Below are 19,999 nucleotides of genomic sequence, written 5' to 3'. Positions count from 1 at the left end.
CAGAGAATACAGAGATTAGAGAGGGAAAATCTCCTTTTTCTCTGTGCCCTGTGTGGCAAAAAAATTATGAGCAGCGACATTACCGCCACAACCACCGCCTATTTAAACCGCATTTTGGATGAAGTGCATCCGATGATGGCGGAAGCGCTGTACCTAGCGGCCGTACCCACCTGGTTTAGTGCCGATCTATTTGCAGCCATGCGCCAGACGGAGGACGGCCGTAACCCTGGCCTCATCGAACGACTGCTGCGCTACTCCTTTGTCCGCACCCTGCCCACCGCCAACGGCGAACCCGAAACCTACTCAGTGCGCCCCGACGAGCGCGTATTTTTGCAACGCCGCTGGATTGCCCGCGACCGGGAAGCATACCTCACCACCCACCAACGCGCCCTGGGCTACTGGCAAGCCAATCCCAATCCTAATCCACAGCTACAGCATCGGCTGGTACTGTATCATCTGCTCTTTGTAGATCAGACCGCTGGCATCAACACCCTCATCAACGCCTTCCGCACTTACCAAAAAGAGCGTCAGTTTGCCGAAATTGAGCGGCTGCTAGATACCGTGACGGATGCTCGCTTTTATCTCGTCGCCCTCAAGGAAGATTTGTCGTTGCTGGATGATTTGCTGCGTCATATGTGGGCACGGGTGAACCAAATGCGCGGCCTGTGGCAAAACAGCCTGGAAACGCTGGCCGAGCTACGCGCCAAGCCGGACCTATCGCCACTGCTGCTGCCTTACGTGGTGCGCGCCCACGGCGACTCATTGGCACATGCGGGGCAATTTGTAGAAGCGATTGACGCTTACCAGGAAACGCTGACCCTGTTTGATGCTGAAGAAGCGCGATTGGTGGCAGGGGAAACGGCCGTTGCTACCCAACCCCAAGTCATCAGCGGCGCAACCGACCAGGTTCGCATCCAGATTGAACGCGCCTACACTCGCATTGCCCTAGGCGACGCCTACGTGAGGCTAGCCGACGCCACCCGCGAACACAATCCACCCGTCATGCCAGAAGCCCCTAACTGGCTGCATCGGCTGCGTGACTTTGCCATCTTCTTGCTCTCGCTGCCGCTGCTGTTTTACATGAGCTTCTACCTGGGGCGGCGCGTGTGGCACCCTCGCTTTTGGCCCACGCTGCTCAATCTGGATTGGATTGTCACCCGGCTGTTTGTGAGCGGTGCCCACCAGTACAAGCAGGCAGACAAGCTGCTGGAAGCGCACGGTGAGCCAGTTGAAAGCGTGGCAGCCGATGAGAAGCTGGCTTACCTGTACCTGAGCCTGGACGACAACCAGAAGGCTGAAACGCTCTTCCGGCGGCTGCTCGCGGAAGAAGAAGCCCCACTGGGCAGCTACCGGCGACTCTCCGTCAATTTGGGCTTAGCCGAGGCAATGCTGGGGCAAGGCGAGCCAGAAGCCGCCCGCCATTACGCCAATGAGGCACTGCCCGAAATTGCCCAGTACGAAGATGACCGGCTGGAAGCGCGTGCCCGCGTCTTGCTGGCCGAATCCAATCTGGGGCTAGCCCAAGCTGGCAGCAACGCCGTTGCCGAAGCCATTCTCCACTTTGAGCGGGCACTTAAGCTATACCAGCAGCAAAATGATCGTATTTGGATCACCGAGATTGCCGATCGCCTTCAGACCATTACCGAAGACGACACGATTGATGAAAATCAGCAGGAAGCAGCCAGACGGGTCAGTACGGCCGTTTCCGAATTTGTCTACCCGATCCGCTACCGCCACCCCGCCACCGTTCTCTTCCGCCATGCCGTTTTCATTTTTCTTTCCATCGTCATTTTTTTGCTGCCACTGTACAGCATTCGATTAGATACCGGCAGCTTGGTCTCCCCTGCTATCACCTTTCAGGGGCGCGAATTTGTGCTGTGGCCCGCCCTCATCATCGAAGAGTTGGACGCCACCCAGGGCAACCCCGATGCCGACATCGCGCCTGATGCTCCAGCAGTGGGCAATACGGCCGCTCCGCTCCAGTTCCGCCCTGCCGTGGCCGACGCTGGTTTGGCTGTCAATGCCATTCCCTCTACCGATACAGATGTGGCGATCCAGTTAGGCATTGGATTGCTGCTGGCCTACGTTGTGCTGTCAACGGCCGTTGGCATTGCCGCCCTCGTATTTACCCCCCTCACCACCCTGCAGCGGGCCGGGCAGGGCCGCGTGCGGCTAAACAACCACGGTTTACGCGTCAATAATGCGCAAATCGCCTGGGATGACGCTACCAACATGGTGATTGCCGATCTCAAGCTGGTGCGCGAACCGCTGGCAGATGATTCCGCCTTTGCCCTCAACACAGATGCTGCTCAACTCATCGTGCCGGGCAACACCGCCCGCTACGAAACTGTGCGCCAGCGGGTGGGCAACTACCTACCCGCCGCCCTCCCCAACCAGGATTGGAGCTACAAGCTGGTATACGGTCGTATGGGAGCCTGGTACATCGGCAGTGCCGCCACGCTAACAATACTGGCCTTCCTGGGCAGCAGCTTCCCCAACCTGCTCAACTTCGACTTCCCCGGCACCCCATACAGCCTGGCCGATTTGTATCCGTACCTCTACCTCGGTTTATTTGTGCCGCCGCTGTGGGCATTTGTGTTACGGCCGTTGCAAATTCGCCACCAAATGTATGAAAAAAGCCGCCTCGCCGCCTGGATTGGGCTAGCCGGGCTGTTTTTGCTGTTGCTGCGGCTTGGCTCCATCTTCGTCCCCTGGTTTACGCTGCCAGACATTTACCCATCGCTAGGCATTTTGCTCATGATATTTGGTGCCGTGCGCGCCTTCTGGCAAACGCGAATTTGGCCGAACAAGCCCCGCACCTATCCCGCCTGGGTACGGCTAAGCGGATTAATCTTGGGCTTATCCACTTTATTTTTAATGGGTGGTCACCTGCTACGCGAAGTAAGCAGCTACCATTTCCTCATCGTCGGCAACAGCCTGCGGGATGATTCCCTGCTGGAAACAAACCCGGAAATTGCCAACAAGCTCAGTTGGGACGCCGTAAACGCTTACGATCGCGCCATCGAGATTGCCCAACGCAAAATTTTGGGCGTGGTCGATACCCGTGCGGCCGTCGAGCTGCTCTCACCAATTTTGCGCCCCGACCAGGCCGTCTGGTTTCAGGCGCAGTCCAATCGGGCTGCTATTTACATGCAGCTTGGCGATTTTGCGACCGCCCTGGCTGATTACGATCAGCTGACCAACTTCAGTAACAACACGGAACTGCTGGCCAGCCGCAACATGGCCCGGCTGGGCTTCAGCACCCAGGCCGATGTAGAATTCCCCGACTTCCAGACGATTTTGAAAGAGCAGGGGCAGCTTATCGCCTCCCAGCCAGACAACGCCTATTACCGTTTGTGGCGTGGCGTGACTTACCACATTTTGGGGGATGTGATGGCGGCAGAAAGCAACTACCAGGATGCGCTGGCTATCTCTGGCGAGCGGGCGTTGGACGTGCAAAGCCAGGTGCAGGCGTGGACGGGTTTGGGCTGGTTGGCCTATGGGCAAAATCGGTATGAAGCGGCGGTAGAGCGGTTTGAAACGGCCGTTTCCCTCAACAGCAACTCCGACGAAGCCTATTTGGGGCTGGGCTTTAGCTACTACTCCCTGCGCGACTATGACAAAGCGTTGGACGCGTGGGAAAAAACGGCAGAACTCATCCCCGACGACCCTACCATCTACCTCTCATTGGGGACACTGCATTGGCGGCTGGGGATGCTGCAAGATGGGCAAGGCACGCTGGCGCAAGACCGCTGCGCCGACCCCAACCTGACTGATGAGCAGAAGCTGGCCTCTGCCAACGAACTGCTGCTGGCGATACAGAACTTTAGAACGGCCGTCTCCCTGCCCGGTCGCGCCCCAGAAGACGTGGCCACCACTTACCAATCGCTGGCGCGGGTGCAATATTTACTGCGAAGCTGCCCCGGCTACGATTTGGTGGAAGTGCTGAAAGAAACAATTGACAGCTACAGCAAAGCTATTGAATTAGACCCCACCAATCCAAATTATTACCACGTACGCGGCCGTACCGCCTATGGCATTTGGCTCAATCTACCCGCGGGCACCGGCCCCTCCGCGCGTGTCTGGCTGTTTGATGCTCTGGATGACACGGATGCTGCTCTGGCCCTTAACCCAGACGATTTCGGCGACTACCAGCCTAACCGCTGGCGGGAGATCATCTATCCCCGCGCTACCGATGGCTCGCTGGCACAAGGTGATAGCCGTTTTGCCAACGGCGAATACGACGTGGCACTGGGTTACTACGAACTGGTCGCCAGCCGCGCCCCGGAAGTGGTGCGTGCCCCCTTTAAGGCGGGTCTGGCTGCCGTCGCTTTGGGCGATTTAGCCCAGGCAGAGATATGGTACAAAGAGGGGCTGCTCCGCGCCGAGCAAGCTGAAGACGGCGCGGCCATCCTGCTGGCTGAGGCCGATTTGATCCAGTTTGCCGAGCGCACCAACGCAAACGTAACATCCTTGCTCAACCTGCTGCGCGAGAGCGAGGTAGAAATTGATCCGGCCGACATTACCGACGCGGCGACGGCGTTTGCTTTGGCCCAAGCAGCGTTGCTAGACGGCCGTTGGCAACGCGCTTCTCTATTGGGCAATTTGGGTTTGGAACTGGCGGTGGCGACACGCGACATCGGCGCGGTGCGCGAAGCAGGAGCCAATTTGGCAGGGTTTGCCTTAAGCTATGACGAGGTGAGCCTAAGGCAGTGGTATTGGCCATTGCTGGATGATGTAAGTGAAAGGGAAACGGCCGTTGCCCAACTCGATCAGCCCGATTTATATTGGCGGTACCGCGCCGAGTACGGTTTCCGCCTGGTGCGAGACCTGTTCCCGGCCCAACCCGGTTGGGAAAACAGCGCCAGCCTGGTCTACGCCCAACTCATCGCTGATGTGGAGCGTGCCCACGCCTTGAATCCAACCGAACATCAAGTGTGGCGAGACTTCTTCGTAGATGCCAACTTGGGCTGGCATTACCTGCGGCGCGGCGATTTACGCTATGAAGAAGGCAGCTATCAACAAGCAATTGACGATTATTTGATTGCCGTCCAGCTTATCCAGCCTACCAGTGAAAACGCCCTCAACGACCTCACCGAAACGGTCTTCAAAGTGGGGCTCACCGCGCTCCGGCTGGAGCAGTATGAGCTGGCAGAAGAAGCCTACGCCGCTGGCCTCACCCTGCTCGCCCGCTACGACAGCAACGACGATCAGCTTCCTCGCGCTATCAGCGATTTGGAAACCCTGCTCGGTCAGCAGCAGAATCCAGAGCTAGCACGAATTGCCGAACCCATTTTGGAAGCGTTGAAAGAGGCGGAGTAAGGTCAAGGCATCGACCCTACGACATTATTCATAATGCGTCCACATGCGGAGAATTTTTACCGTTTTTTCGTCTTCGTACAGTTGGTAAACCAACCGATGCTGAATGTTGATACGGCGCGAGTATGCACCAGAAAGGTCACCTATCAATTTTTCGTATCTGGGGGGTGTTTGGTACGGATTTCGGCGGAGGATGTCTAGCAGTTCTTCAGCTTTGGGACGCAATCCAGCACGAGCTACTTTTTTGGCGTCCTTTTTGGCCTGCTTGGTAAAAACGATGCGCCAGCTCACCAGCCAGCCTCTTCATCTAGCTGTTCTAGCGGGGTTTCCATACCTTCAATAATTGAATCCCGCATCCCCGGCACACTCAAAAGATATAATGTTTCTTCGATTGCCCGCCAATCATCTTCAGAAATCAAGACAGCGTTGTTACGCTTGCCGGTAATAACGACTGGCTCATGTGATTGAGCAACCTCATCTAGCAGGCGATAAAGGGTGGCGCGTGCTTCAGTTACAGTAACCGTTGTCATGTTTCACTCCAATAAATTTTACTAGGTCTTGCTTTTGGCTTAAATGAATGAAGGAATGGTACGTTATTCCGTACGACTTGTCAAGATATTGGTGAATAGGCAGCTAATCACCCGTTCACCTTGTCACCCCACATGCCCATTGGCAACCGGAATTATGAAGTGAAACGTCGTCCCCTCACGGTATTTGCTCTCGAACCAGATACGGCCGTCGTGCAGTTCCACTAAATTCTTGGTGATATTTAGCCCCAAGCCCGTACCTGGTGATCGAAGTGCCTCATCGTCGCTGCCCCGGAAGAATTTGTTGAAGATCGCCTGTTGCTCCTCTTCCTTAATGCCCAGGCCTGTGTCCGCGACAGAGACATGAATCATTGGCTGCACTTCCGCCTCTTCGTTGACGCTGTTCATCTCTTCAGCACAAATGGTGATACGGCCGTTTTCCGGTGTGTATTTGTACGCATTGCTCACCAAATTCGTCAGGATTTGCGCCAGACGGTTTCGATCTGCCCACACATCGGGCAAATTGTCTGGCACGGTGAGCACCAGCTCTTGCCGCTTGGCCTCTATTTGCGCCTTTGTGGAGGAAGCCACTTCGTCCACAACCTCTGCCAACTGAATCGGTTGCGTCTCCAAATGCAGTTTCCCAGATTCCAAGCGCGACACGTCCGACAGGTCGCTCACCAACCGGCTCATCCGGTTCACGTTGCTGCGAATGGTGTCTAAAAATGTGGTTTGCGCCTCGTTAATGGGGCCAAAATTGCCGGAGAGCAACAAATCTGCATACCCTTTGATGGACGTCATCGGAATTTTTAGCTCATGCGACACAAAAGAGACAAATTCACTTTTGGCCTCGTTCGCCAGCTTCAACGCTTCGACCAGTTGCGCATTGGCCACCGTGCTAGCGGCATGGTTCCCCAGTCGCTGCAAAAAGTCTAAATGTTCCGGCTGCCACTGGTTGGGTTGGGTGCTTTCCAACATGAGCAGGGCAATAACGGCCGTTTCCCGGTAAAGTGGCAAAATGATTTGACTCTGGGTACGAGCCAATAAGCCAGCCCCGTTGGTTTCCGGCTCATACACCAACCCTTCGGTATGAAGTGCTTGCTGCGCGGTTGGTAGCTGATCTAGCAGCACAAAGGGGGAATCTTCATAAATTTCGTAGGTGTACCCTTGCGATGCGTAAATGTGCAAGCGATCCTCTTCAAGAACGCCCATCACCCCAGCTTCGCCCCCCACTTGCCGCAATGCCCAGCCAAGTGTCATTTCCATTACCCGGCGTATCTCCAACGTCGTGGTCAACTCAGCATCAATTTGCTGCAAAATAGCAATCTCTTCTAAACGAGCTTGCTCTTTGTCATATAGTCGTTTGCGAGTCAGGCTGGCGTTAATACGAGCCTTCAGCAACGACATGTTATATGGTTTGGCAAGATAATCTTCCGCCCCCAGCTCAATGCCTTGCACAATGCTCTCTGTGTCGTCTGCCGCAGAGAGGATGATGACAGGAATGTTTTGCAGGTGCGGCTGCCCTTTGAGGACAAGCAGCAGCTCAAACCCACTCATGATGGGCATCATGATGTCTAGCAAGATGATGTCGATACAGTGGGTGGTGAGTTTTTCCAGGGCGGTACGGCCGTTTTCTGCCTCAATCACCTCATGCCCCACCAGCTCTAAGCGGCGCGCTAGCATATTACGATTAATATCGCTGTCATCAACTACAAGAATGTGAGCGCGGGTGTCGTTCATGGTGTCGTAGTCGCGTTGGTTGAACGAAATCATTCAGCAATGCCTTGGGAGTGATCGAGCGAGCGATTGAGTAACATTTCAATTTTGGTAAACAGCTGGGTAAACTGAATTGGCTTGGTCATAAATGCATCACACCCAGATTCAAAACAGCGATGTAAATCTTTTGAGGTTGATTGGGCGGTCAGCGCAATGATAGGAATTTGGGCAGTTTTGGGCTCCACTTTTAAGCGACGAGTCGCTTCCCAGCCTGTAATGTTAGGCAAGCGAATATCCATCAAAATAATGCCTGGCTGGGTTTCTTTCGCAGTCCGCACCCCTTGCAGGCCGTCCTCAGCGCTGAGTACGTCATAGCCCTGATCTGTTAAGTTCATGTGCAGGATGCCCCGGATGACCGGATCATCTTCAATAATCAATATCGTTTGCGGCGTTTGGGCAGCCATAGTTTCCCTCTTGTATGTCGCCTAATATGGTTAACTAGGAGCAGTATAGCATAGGGGGATAAACCAATTTCTAGCCCAAAAGTAATTTTTACTGTCTGTTCACAGGGAAAAAAGTCACGGAGCCAGACTACCGTACTGCCTGCAACGCCCGCCACAAAGGCCCATCCTGGCGCACGCCGCGCCGGTCCAGATCGCTAGTCGCCAGCAGAATACCATCGCTGCACCGCGCCGTCAGGCCGCGCACAATGCGGCTGAGCAGTTGGTTGCGGATGTGGAAATCGTTATCCATCGTCCACGGCTGGCTGGGATCGTAGCTTTGCGCCAGCACAAAGGCGTTGCTGAGGGGTTGGTTGGGAATGTCCCACCAGCCAGTTGCGGCCGTTTCCAGCCACACCTGCACCCGGACCGGAGAACCCGCCAGCAGGTAGCCGTAAATTGTGGAAATCATGATGCCGTTGGGGTCAGGTGGATCACCTAATTCTGGCGGATTGGCCGTCACCAACCCCTGGTTGATGCCGTCGATGAAGGCGTAGCCCACGGCATCGGGCGTGGTCAGCCCAATCGCTTCGGCCGACTGGCGCAGCCGGGTGGCCGCCTGCACCAACCAATCGCAGACGGCCGCTCCCGCCACGTCTGGTTCTGGCTGAAAACGACGCTCAGAAAGCAAGGTAAAGAGGCTGTGCAAAAAAGCGTCGATGCTGGCCGCACCATCCTGCCCCGCCAGCCACAGGCGAATTTCCTCATACAAGCCCACAAAATCCATCCCCACCCGGCTTTGGATGCGCTCCGGCAGTTCGGAGATGGGCAGCAGGTGAGCCGTTTCTGGCTGGTAAAGCCATTCGGCCAGCAGTTCGGCACGAGCCGGGTCCAGCCCATTGATGCTGAGGGTAAGCGCCTCAGCCACGTCGTACCGGCTGGGGGGCAAGCCCCAATCTGGATGCGCCAACGCCAGCCAGGTGAGCCAGGCACGCACGCGGGGTTCATCACGCGGGCTGGAGCGGCGGCGCAGCAAATAGTAGGGCAATCCGGCGTCTCGCAGGGCGTTGCCCAGCATGTAGCGCAGTGCCCCATCCAGGTAGGGGGCAATAATGGCTATTTCGGACGGATGCAGATCATGCTCAGTCAGCATCTCAACCAGCGCATCGGCCAGTTGGATGACCATTTCACGCCGGTAGCGACCACCAACCGTGCCTAAAATTGCCTGCTGCGCCTCGGCAAACGGTTTGTTACTGAACATGAGCTGGTTTTCTACCAGATTGGCTAAATGGGTCAGCGGCGTGCTGGTGATGAACGACTCTTTGAAATCGAAGGCGTAAGCACTGAGGCTGCGGAATTTGTTGGCACCCAGCGGGTCGGCGGCGAGGAATCGTTTGTAGCCACCAGCGGCGTCGTAGGCAACGGCCGTTGTCACCGTTTCATCCATCAGTTCCGCCACAAAATTTTGCCCGGCGGGGGTTTGCTCCTCAATGTTGTCTACGATGAGGTGGCGGAACCGCTCGCTGAAATATTTGTGGAATTCGGGATGCTGCACCAGTTGCGTGTCGAACACTTCAATTGCCAAAGACAAATCGAGCAGGCTGTCGCGCAGGCAGGTGGCGCGGAACTGGCGGGCAGCGTCGGCCGCTTCGTTCAGGTGGCGCAGGCGCTCCGGCTCACCGGCCCAGGTACGCACTTGCCGCTCAATCGCGTCATCCAAACTCAGGCTGTTGAGCGCGGCGCGGTTGAGGGTGTCTAGCAGTTGGCTCACAATTTGCTGGGGGCGCAGGCGCAGGTCGGCAAACGCGCCGTCGTTGAGCATAGGGGTGATGATGTGCCACATGAGCAGTTGGGCAAGGTCGTAGCTGAGGAAGGTGGGAGGGTGATACGGCCGTTCAAACCCCGCCGAACGCGCCACCAATGGCCAAAACAGCTTCACCATCTCCATCGCCATCTGGTTGTAGGTGCTGATCTTCAAATCTGCATACGGCCCCAGGCCAGATTGGTGTACCGCGTCCAGGTAGCCCTGCGCCTGATCTGGCTCGGCGACGATGACCAGCAAGGTGTACGCAGGTTCCCCATCTTGCAAAAGCCGAAGGAGGCGTTGCTGCAGGGCAAACGTCTTGCCGGTTCCGGCTGGACCCAGCAAAAAGCTGGTCTGTTCCGCCGCGATGGCGGCTTCTTGTGTGGGAGTCAAAGTAATTTCCAAGCCTTCCATCTTTAAAGTATAACTGCCGTCCATCTCACGGCAATACAATTCGGTCAAAGATCATGCTAGAATATTGAAATGACATCGCGCAGAAATGAACCTCCAGTTTGGTTATCTGAAGTTGTTACACAGAATTTTCAAGAAAATTATTCTTTGCTTGCTTCTATAAAAATTCATCATGGTTGGCGAGAAAAAATAGGGCAAAATTTTCCATTGTCCCTTCGTTTGGCACTGATTATATTTTTCTCTCTAACCCTTCTCAATGAATTTTTTGTGTGGCAAGGCTGGATAATTTCTACCTACAGTCTGAGCGCGCAGCAAGCAGCTGACATTTTAGCTAGTTCGTTAGAGTATCTTGCTGGTTTAGTGGGGATCGTATTGCCCATTATTTTTATTATTGTTGAATTTGTTAGCAAAGACAAAGGGGCAAGTTCCTTAGTCGATGTTTATTTAGACAAAACAGATCTTAAAACAACTGCAATATGGGCTTTAGTCTTTTTAGCTACTGAAGCCGCCATCATGGCTATATTTAGGGCAAATATTCTAATCTTTGTCCACCCAAAGTTTGTCCTTTATTCAATTCTTCTCTTCACTCTCCTAAACTTGGGAATTATTTTTGAGACAGGAAAAACAATCTGGAATCTTCGTAACTCCTTAAGCAACCGTTTTCTGATCGAGACATTGTCATCAAAATTGGCAACGGAAATTCGCAAAAGTCAAAAAATCGAGGTGGTGTACCGTTTGAACCGCCGAGTAAATTTGAATATATATGAACAGCTAGGATTAGGAAGAAGCCAATATGGACAGCAACTTCAAAACATGATTCCTATTCTTTCCACAAGAACAGGTGTTTTCAAAGACATTCATTTATTGAAGTTACAGGAGTTTTCGCAGCTCATTGAAACAACTTCAGAAAGAGCTTTTTTGGTAAAGCTAGTGAATGATTCAGTGCAAAAAGACGAGGTAATTGCATTTGTGCCAAGCAGCTTAAGCATACAAACTGAAGAGATTCATCAAATGATTAAAAATTGTTTTATTGTGCGTGAAGAGCAAGATGTAACAAATACAACAAATGATGAAGTAAAAACGCTTTTAACCCAAGTTAAACAAGTAGCCGAAAGCTCGATCCGCGAAGAAAACAACCTTTTCTTTGATGAACTAATGTCTGTATATCGCCAGATTTTCGAACTGGGTGTTGGTCTGCCGATTCCAGCATCAACTGAGTGGTTTAGCGATTTCATTTTCAGAGGATGGTTTGCAAATCAAATCGCGATAAGGCACCTAAGAGATTTCATTGAGATTTCTACAAGAAGCAAAAATCGAGATTTCATCGGAGCTCTTTCCTATAACATTTTCAGAATTGCAGAATCCATGATACAGAATAGCCATATTGTTGTTGACGACAATTTATCGGAAGTTCTTGGCCTTTATGTACGCATGTATTACTTTTCACACAGGAATGAAAATGAGCTAGGAATAAATCGCTCATACTTTTATTTGACAAGGGATATTATTGATGGAGTATTACGTAATTATTCAGATGCTTTAGATCACACAGCTCAAACCATTACAAATTTAACGGTAATTTTGAATCATATTTTGGATGTATTATCCAAAATCTTATATCAAGCCTTTTTAAGTCATGATACAGCAACTCTCACTTCATTACTGAATATTATTCAGCCTGATGAGTTGCTAGCTCATTTTCACCCACCACATTCCGTCCATAGTGATTACTATATTTTGCAACGACAACTTGTTTCAGCTTCAGAAACTGAATCGAGAATTCTGAAAGAGCGAATCGCAACATTAGGTTTAGTGCGTGATATTCCCGCACGAATTGAGCACTTTTTCAACGAATTAGTGTTTATAGCAGTTAGCTATCTTTGTGAATCTTATGAAAAAGACGAAGTAACATTTACTCAATTTGTAGAAACCTACTCCATCTTTGAACAATATTTGATTTCCGCCGAACAAGCCATCACTATTTTTATTGAGTCAATTGAAAACCAATCTGCATTTGGGTGGGATACATTTACTCGTATCCCAGATACACGACGTGGGTATTTCCCAAATAACGAAGACAAACTATTTTTATTTTATTGTCTCCGAGGAATGATGCTTATAGGTAAAAATGAGGCTCAGGTATCAACTTCTATCAATCTCGAACATCAGCTATTAAGAATTGAGGAGACCTGCAACCGAATTGTCGCATCCGCCACAGATTGGATTCAAACAGATCTGTTTGTTGGAATTGAAGAAGAACTTTCTACTCTCTCACGAAAGTGGATTGAATTAAATAGAGAAATCAATCAAAGATGGCAAGAAGAACGCAAAAGTCAAATAATTGACGCGGGTTTAGATATTACCAAGACGGCAGCTTTCGATGACGCTGTCAGAGAGGCTATTGTTGAAGAGAGCAGAAAAAGTTTAGTAAGGCTATTAGAAACCAAACACGCTGTAATTTACTCAGATGAAACCGAGAAAAAGATAAGATTTTGGCGTTATGAAGAGAAAAAGTATTTCACTGAACTTCACTTGGATTCTAATACTTCGGCTTCAATCGGAAAGTTGTATGGTAGTTTTATCGTGAGAGCTATCAATAAGTCATTAACCAATGCTTGGATCTCTAACAACAGATTTTTGCCTTCTCGAAAGGACTGGTTAACCTTCAAGCCTTATTTTGATAGAGCAATAAACCGCTTCAGTGAAACAGACTATAAACCATCGTTTATTTTTGTTCCAGATGCAAGGCGACTTCACACATGGTTATCGTCTACTCCCGGTTTTCTTCATGGTTATCAAGTTGAAAATGCTGAAGCAATTCCAATGCTGCGCGGTTTTTATAATGGCATTCCTGTTTTAGAATATCATCCTGAGGACAGGGAAAATTTTTATGTTCTTTGTCTAGATTTAGACAATGCTTGCCAAGTCAAAATTGGTGAATCTATGACGGAGATCAGAGAACTTACAAACCGGGAAATAGGTCAAGTGCTAAATAATAACCCAGAAAAAACCAGAAGAGACTATCTTTTAAGGGTAATCGCAAAAGCTATTTACCCTTTTGACATTGATATTACAGATCGAGATGCCATTTTACGACTTAAAATAAAACTAACATAACGAACGGACTTTAAGTGCGTTTCCACGGCTGGACAACATCAATGCCATTATACGGGCGATGGGGTATCAGCTTTTGCCGCATCGATTGCAGAATACGGCAGTCTAACCCTCGCACACACATAGAAACGGCCGTTTCCCATCCCCCCACTCTCCTGCTACAATAGCAATCATCACTCGCCCAACCACAACTTCGGAGGTACCCATGTCCACGACGAAAATCTTTTTGAGCATTGGCACAACCGCCAACAAGCTGCATCAGCAGTTAGCGGACACTGTTGAATCCTACGTGAAGATGAACGATATGGTGCCGCAAACGGTAGGGCGAACGTACTTCTCCAGCAAGCAGCCGTTGGTTGCCATCAAAGAACTGATGCACGAATGCGCTGGGTCGATCATCCTGGCTTATGAACGCACCCATCTAATTGAGGCCGTTGACAAGCGGGGAAGCCAAAATGAACGGCAGCTCAAAGGGCTCAATCTGCCGACGGTTTGGAACCAAATTGAAGCGACGATGGCTTATACTTTAGGGCATCCGTTGCTGGTGTTAGCAGAAGAAGGAATGAAATACGAAGGGCTGTTGGAGCCAAATTATGATTGGTACGTGATGTATATCAATCCAGAAGAAAATATTCTAACCAGCAAAGAGTTCCAGATGGTTTTTGCCGATTGGAAGCGGCGGGTGGAAGCATTTGAGGCGCAAAAAACCAAGCAGAAGAAACGTGGGGAAACGGCCGTTGTCAAAACCCAGGTCCCGCGCAATCTACTGGTTCACCTGCGGCAAGTTCTGGACAAACGATTCAGCCCCAGCGACCTGCAAACGCTTTGCTTCGATTTAGATATTGCGTATGAAAATCTTTCTGGCGACGAGCACCGCATGAAAGTGCTCAACCTCATCCAAATGCTGCAACGCACCAACCGGATTGATGAGCTGATTGCATTTGGCAAACAAATTCGGCCGGACGTCCCTTGGGAGCTACCCGCCTGATTCAAAAATTTGGTCAATCCTACGCAGGATCACCGTATCGTCTTTAACATCGGCACCAGCTTGTATTTACGGCCGTGTTGCCCCAACAAACCATCCACATAGCTATACCACTCTGCCTGCCGCTGGTGGTGAAGGTAAATTTCTTTGGCACGGCGTAACCAATTCACGGCCGTATCATAATCCTTCGATCTGCCCGCATCCATAATCGCTTCGGCTAAATTTTTGCATTTTTGAATGCCCCAATCGGGATATTTGTCCTTGGTTGGCACCAGCATCCGCAGCAGGTCGCCTGTGTGATAACGATAATTTTTATCAATGGCTCGCATAACGGCCGTTAGCCGCCCCGCTTGCACTAAAATATCCAGCTTCGCCGATGAGTAATTACTAGCCTCAATCGCATCTAATAATTGCGGCTGGAGCTTGTCCCATTGATCGCCAGCCAGTTGCTGAACGGCCGTAAAATCAGCCAGCTCATGCGTAGACAAAACTGCTATCTGAGCCGCCTGCAAGGCCAACTCATTTTTCCCGGCGGACTGAGCGACTTGGCGCAGCCATCGCCCTAACTTTCCTTTTTCATGCTGCCAATGATCTTCCAGAGTTAGCCCTTTTTCCGCAACGGTTAAAGCGGCCGTTTGCTCCCCCATCTCCTGCAACCGCTGCGCCAAAGCTAACGCCTGCCGCGCCTGATGAAAATATTGGTTGGCTTCTTTGACCGCTTGCTCAATTTGGCCAGTTTGCACCAACAGGTGAATGTAGCGTTCTATCTGCCCTTCGGCCTCGGCCAAATAGATAGCTTCCTGGATGCGCCCTTGCCGTTCCAGCACATTAAGCCGAATTTGGGCCAGCTCATCGGCAAACCAGGGGGCTTCGTCTGCCCACGCCCCTTTATTGGTGATATTGCCCTGCAAAACCGAGCGTAGCGGCGCGTAATCCCAACCTTGGGTAACGGCCGTTTCCGCCATCTTCAACTCGCCCAAAATATTTTGCCACCCCTTCACTTTGCGTTGCCACTCTTGCCGCGTTTTGCCTGTTAACTCATGGCTCAAAATCACCTCTGTCAGCGCTTTGATCAGGTCGGTATCTCCTTCATACATGCCCTCGGTATACTCGTAAAACTCTTCAATCAAATCCAAATTATCACAGAAGGCGTCCAGAACGGCCGTTATTAACACCGCCGCTTCTTCTACCTGCCCACCGACTAACAGAGCCAATGTTTGCTCCAAATAAGGATCCAATATTTGATACAGTTCTTCATCCGCCCCGCCCTCTTCGTAATAGTAGTAATCGTCGTATCCTTTGGGGCCTATGTTACGCATCCCTTGCCGAATGTGGCGTTTTACGGCCGTTACATCCACCTGGCTCGCCACAGGCGCAGCCGTCTCATGCTTTGTGGGCAACACCTTCAACCATTGCAATTCCCGCTCAATCGCTCGCAAAAAATCCAAATTTGCATCGGCTGCCTGAATAATGAGTTGCTTCAACTGTTCCGCCGTTAGATCGGCCAATAAATCCGCCAGCGGCTGTTGTTGTTCTACCCCGCTGGGTTCATGAACGTAATGCAGCAATGCAGCCACAATATGCTTACAATACCCGCCCCAATCATAGGGACAACTACAATTGACACTACTAATTTTGCCCTCTTGCACCGTCGCCTGCACCTGATACGGTTGATATGCGCTGCCTTCTACTTCGGCCGTAATCTGCTCTCCTCGCTGGGTAATTTCCAGGACATAGCCGTTACGGTAATAGCTATACCCTTTGTCAAAAGAACTGCCATTGGCACCCTTGGCAATCTCTGCTTCTGTTAATTTTGCCATCTTTTCAACTCCACTCAAAGAGAATTTTGAGGTAAGCTCACCCCCTCAGAACACTCTGTGTACTCTATGGCTAAGACAAAAGCCTTAATCACGGGTGAGCTTGCGGTAGGTGATGCGATGCGGCCGTTCCGCCATATCGCCCAAACGTTGGCGGCGATCTTCTTCGTACTCGCTGTAGCTGCCGATGAACCAATGCGCCTGGCTTTCCCCCTCAAAGGCCAAAATATGCGTGGCTACGCGATCTAAAAACCAGCGATCATGTGAAATAATCACGGCCGATCCCGCAAAATTCTCCAAGCCCAGTTCCAACGCCCGCAGCGTGTTTACATCAAGGTCATTGGTTGGCTCATCCAGCAGCAGCAAATTGCAGCCCGATTTGAGCAGCTTGGCTAAATGCACCCGGTTCCGCTCGCCACCAGAAAGTGTGCCGACCTTCTTTTGCTGGTCACTGCCCGCAAAATTAAAGCGGGAGACGTAAGCGCGAGAGTTCATGCGACGAGGCCCGAGTTGCAGCGTATCTTCCCCGTCAGAAATTTCTTGCCAGACGGTTTTATCTGCATCCAAATCGTCGCGGCTTTGGTCCACATACGCTAGCTGCACCGTGTCGCCCACGCGGAACGTGCCGCCGTCTGGCTGCTCTTCACCCACAATCATGCGGAACAGGGTGGTTTTACCCGCCCCGTTTGGCCCGATGATGCCCACAATCGCCCCCGGTGGAATCTCAAACGTGAGGTCGTCATACAGCAGGATGTCACCGTAGCTTTTGCGTACGCCTTTAGCTTCCACCACAATGTCCCCCAAACGCGGCCCCGGCGGAATGTAAATTTCCCGATCCTCATTGGCACGCTGCTGCTCGTTAGAGAGCAGTTCGTTGTAGCGGTTGATGCGGGCTTTGGCTTTGGTTTGCTTGCCTTTGGGCGTCATATTGATCCATTCCAGTTCGCGCTGTAGGGTCTTTTGCCGGGCAGATTCTGCTTTTTCTTCTTTCGCCAATCGGTCTTGCTTTTGCGCTAGCCAAGAGGAGTAGTTGCCCTTCCAGGGAATGCCGTAGCCCCGATCCAGCTCCAAAATCCAGCCAGCCACGTTATCCAAAAAGTAGCGATCATGCGTTACGGCAATGACAGTACCAGGATATTGCTTAAGATGCTTTTCCAGCCAGGCGACCGATTCAGCGTCTAGGTGGTTGGTAGGTTCGTCTAGCAGCAGGATGTCTGGCTGCTTGAGCAGCAGGCGGCACAGAGCCACGCGTCGCCGCTCACCGCCAGACAAAATGGAGATAGAGGTATCGCCGGGCGGGGTGCGGAGTGCGTCCATCGCCAATTCCAGGCGGCTGTCCAGATTCCAGGCATCCATATGATCCAGCTTGTCTTGCAAAGCACCCTGTCGCTCGATGAGGTCGTTCATTTCGTCGTCGCTCATCGGTTCGGCAAACTTCAGGTTGATTTCATCAAATTCGCGCAAGGCATTCACCACTTCTTGCGCGCCTTCTTCCACGATATCACGCACGGTTTTGCTGTCATCGAGCTGGGGTTCTTGTTCCAGAAAGCCAACGGTGTAGCCAGGAGAGATGGCAACTTCGCCTACAAAATCGGTATCTACCCCGGCCATAATGCGCAGCAGGGTACTTTTACCCGCGCCGTTCAGCCCCAAGACGCCAATTTTGGCCCCGTAAAAGTAGGAGAGGGAAATGTCGCGCAAAATTTGCTTATTGGGCGGCACAATTTTGCCCACGCCCATCATGGAATAAATTACTTTTTTATGGTCGGTGGTCATTGAACACACTCACTTTTGTTTTTGTAGGTTGGATATGGGGGATTATAACGTCTACCCTCTTTTCTAACACCCGGTAGGGGCGGGACCACCGGGGAACGATCTTGGCATGCGCGGGAATTTGTGCTTCGGCGGTCTCGCTCAGTACCTGTGCCAGAAATTGTTCTTGCTATTGTTTAGTTTAGGGCGAGACGGCGCGGAATGATCTGGTTTTGTTAGGCGAAGGTTATTCCGCGCCGTCCCGCCCCTACGTTAGCTACCCAATCGCGCCAATTCGTCTTCGACGACGGATTGGTCGAGCTTTTTGAAGAGGGGCTTGGGTTTGGGCAGTACGCGGCCTACAGGGATTTCGCTGCGGCCCCATTGGCCAACGGCCGTTTCCCCATCATAGGTCAGCGCAGTGTGGCTGCGGCTGCTTTCTGCATATTCACGGACCACCTGCTGGCCAAAGAGCTGGCCTTCTTCGCCCAGCATCTCGTGTAGCACTTGGCTGGTAAAGGGCAAGATGGGTGCCCACAAAATCTTGAGGCCACTAATCGCTTGGATGGTGGTATAAAGCAAACGCGCCGTCGCTTGCAGATCGGTTTTGGCTGTGGTCCACGGACTGGTCTCTTCCAGGTAGGTATTCACCAGGCTAGAGAGGCGCAAATTTTCCTGCACCACGGCTCGGAACTTGCAGCCGTCGTACAGGTCGGCAATCGTCTTAAAGCCAGCATCTACCGCGGCCAGCAGTTCGCGGTCTTTGTCAGTCAGTTCGCCAGGATCAGGCACCTCACCCTTGAAGTATCGTTTGGTCATGTTGAGGACGCGGTTGACAAGGTTGCCCCAGTTACCCACCAACTCGGCATTGTTGCGCTCCACATACCCTTGCCAGCTCCAATCACTGTCGCGGGTTTCGGGCATAACGGCCGTTAAATAATAACGTAGCGGGTCAGGGTCATGGCGCTCCAGCGCATCCAGCATCCAGACACCCCAATTGCGGCTGCCGCTGATTCTTTGCCCTTCCATATTCATAAATTCATTGGCAGGTACATCGTACGGCAAATTGAGCTGTGCCTGGGAGTCATCGTTGTATAAACCCTTCGCGCCAAACAGTTGGGCTGGCCAGAAAATCGTGTGGAATGGAATATTGTCCTTGCCAATGAAGTAGACAGTGCGTGCCTGGGGGTTTTGCCACCACTTCTTCCATGCGTCGGGGTCACCGTTGTTTTTAGCCCACTCAATTGCAGCTGAGAGATAGCCAATCACCGCTTCAAACCAAACGTAGAGCACTTTATGCTCATACCCTTCCACCGGCACGGGAATGCCCCAATCCATGTCGCGGGTGATGGCGCGGCCAATCAACCCCTGATCAATAAAGTTGCGGGCAAAGTTGATGACCTGTGGCCGCCAAAATGCTTTGTCTTCACCGTGCATCCACGCTTGCAGGCCATCTTCGGCGATGGCGGGTAAATCAATGAAAAAATGCTCTGTGTCGCGCAGCTCCAGAGCCGAATCATCTGTTTTGCTGCGCGGGTTTAACAGTTCGGCCGCGCTTTCAAACAGCGTGTTGCAATTATCGCACTGGTCGCCACGCGCCGTACTATAGCCGCAGTTGGGGCAGGTACCCTCTACATACCGATCAGGCAGAAACTTATTGGCCGTCGGCGAATACATCTGCTGGGTCACTTTGGGGTACATGTACTCGTTTTCCAACAGGGATAAGAACATATCTTGTGAGACCTGAAAATGGTTTTCGGTATCGGTGTGGGTAAACAGGTCGTAGGTTAGCCCCAATTTCTGGAACAGGGTAAGGAAACGGCCGTGGTAATAATCAAACACTTCCGTCACCGATTTACCGAGCTCTTCAGCCTTCACGGTCACAGGGGTTCCGTGACCATCGGAGCCAGAGACCATGAGCACATGGTTGCCCCGCAGGCGGTGATAACGGGCGTAAATATCGGCTGGCAGGTAGGAGCCAGTCACGTTCCCCTGGTGAATGTCGGCATTGGCGTAAGGCCAGGCCACGCTAACAAGAATATATTCTTTGTCCATAACTTTCTCAATTACTTGCAGAATTTTGGCCACAGAGCGCACAGAGATTTTTGAGGGAA

At 51.8% G+C, this 19,999-nt stretch carries 11 protein-coding genes; 3 read left to right on the top strand and 8 right to left on the bottom strand.

Annotated elements, in window-relative coordinates; all coding sequences use genetic code 11:
• The first annotated feature begins 66 nt into the window (after nucleotides 1-66).
• On the top strand, nucleotides 67-5,322 hold the full coding sequence (locus ACOQPU_RS19185; protein ID WP_420641445.1) for a tetratricopeptide repeat protein: 5,256 nt from the start codon (nucleotides 67-69) through the stop codon (nucleotides 5,320-5,322).
• A gap of 24 nt (nucleotides 5,323-5,346) precedes the next feature.
• On the opposite strand, the gene ACOQPU_RS19180 is transcribed toward ACOQPU_RS19185, so the two are convergent.
• From ACOQPU_RS19180 to ACOQPU_RS19160, 5 genes are all read right to left on the bottom strand, one after another.
• Entirely contained in the window at nucleotides 5,347-5,610 is a 264-nt protein-coding gene (locus ACOQPU_RS19180) for a Txe/YoeB family addiction module toxin (RefSeq protein ID WP_420641444.1), read from the bottom strand.
• Nucleotides 5,607-5,849 carry a type II toxin-antitoxin system Phd/YefM family antitoxin gene (locus tag ACOQPU_RS19175; protein WP_420641443.1) on the bottom strand — a complete coding sequence of 81 codons (243 nt, stop codon included), beginning with the start codon at nucleotides 5,847-5,849 and terminating at the stop codon, nucleotides 5,607-5,609. The genes ACOQPU_RS19180 and ACOQPU_RS19175 overlap by 4 nt, the downstream gene beginning before the upstream one ends.
• A 123-nt stretch (nucleotides 5,850-5,972) precedes the next feature.
• Entirely contained in the window at nucleotides 5,973-7,619 is a 1,647-nt protein-coding gene (locus ACOQPU_RS19170; protein ID WP_420641442.1) for an ATP-binding protein, read from the bottom strand.
• Nucleotides 7,616-8,026 (bottom strand): response regulator, encoded by a 411-nt coding sequence (locus ACOQPU_RS19165; RefSeq protein ID WP_420641441.1) that lies wholly within the window; start codon nucleotides 8,024-8,026, stop codon nucleotides 7,616-7,618. The genes ACOQPU_RS19170 and ACOQPU_RS19165 overlap by 4 nt, the downstream gene beginning before the upstream one ends.
• Before the next feature lie 127 nt (nucleotides 8,027-8,153).
• On the bottom strand, nucleotides 8,154-10,199 hold the full coding sequence (locus ACOQPU_RS19160) for a UvrD-helicase domain-containing protein (RefSeq protein ID WP_420641440.1): 2,046 nt from the start codon (nucleotides 10,197-10,199) through the stop codon (nucleotides 8,154-8,156).
• Nucleotides 10,200-10,289: 90 nt separating this feature from the next.
• Here ACOQPU_RS19160 and ACOQPU_RS19155 point away from each other — a divergent pair, with 90 nt between their 5' ends.
• Complete coding sequence (locus ACOQPU_RS19155) at nucleotides 10,290-13,334, top strand: hypothetical protein (protein ID WP_420641439.1); 3,045 nt, start codon at nucleotides 10,290-10,292, stop codon at nucleotides 13,332-13,334.
• Between the two features lie 202 nt (nucleotides 13,335-13,536).
• Nucleotides 13,537-14,319: a hypothetical protein gene (locus ACOQPU_RS19150; RefSeq protein ID WP_420641438.1), complete on the top strand. Its 783-nt coding sequence runs from the start codon at nucleotides 13,537-13,539 to the stop codon at nucleotides 14,317-14,319.
• A 29-nt stretch (nucleotides 14,320-14,348) separates the two neighbouring features.
• On the opposite strand, the gene ACOQPU_RS19145 is transcribed toward ACOQPU_RS19150, so the two are convergent.
• From ACOQPU_RS19145 to metG, 3 genes are all read right to left on the bottom strand, one after another.
• The gene (locus ACOQPU_RS19145) at nucleotides 14,349-16,136 is read right to left on the bottom strand and encodes an SWIM zinc finger family protein (RefSeq protein ID WP_420641437.1); all 1,788 of its coding nucleotides are present in this window, start codon (nucleotides 16,134-16,136) and stop codon (nucleotides 14,349-14,351) included.
• A gap of 84 nt (nucleotides 16,137-16,220) precedes the next feature.
• The gene (ettA, locus tag ACOQPU_RS19140) at nucleotides 16,221-17,909 is read right to left on the bottom strand and encodes an energy-dependent translational throttle protein EttA (RefSeq protein WP_420641436.1); all 1,689 of its coding nucleotides are present in this window, start codon (nucleotides 17,907-17,909) and stop codon (nucleotides 16,221-16,223) included.
• A 249-nt stretch (nucleotides 17,910-18,158) separates the two neighbouring features.
• On the bottom strand, nucleotides 18,159-19,940 hold the full coding sequence (metG, locus tag ACOQPU_RS19135) for a methionine--tRNA ligase (protein WP_420641435.1): 1,782 nt from the start codon (nucleotides 19,938-19,940) through the stop codon (nucleotides 18,159-18,161).
• Between the last annotated feature and the right edge of the window lie 59 nt (nucleotides 19,941-19,999).

Source organism: Candidatus Leptofilum sp. (assembly GCF_965223285.1).
GTDB lineage: Bacteria > Chloroflexota > Anaerolineae > Promineifilales > Promineifilaceae > Leptofilum.
This window is presented reverse-complemented; position numbering and strand designations above follow the sequence as displayed.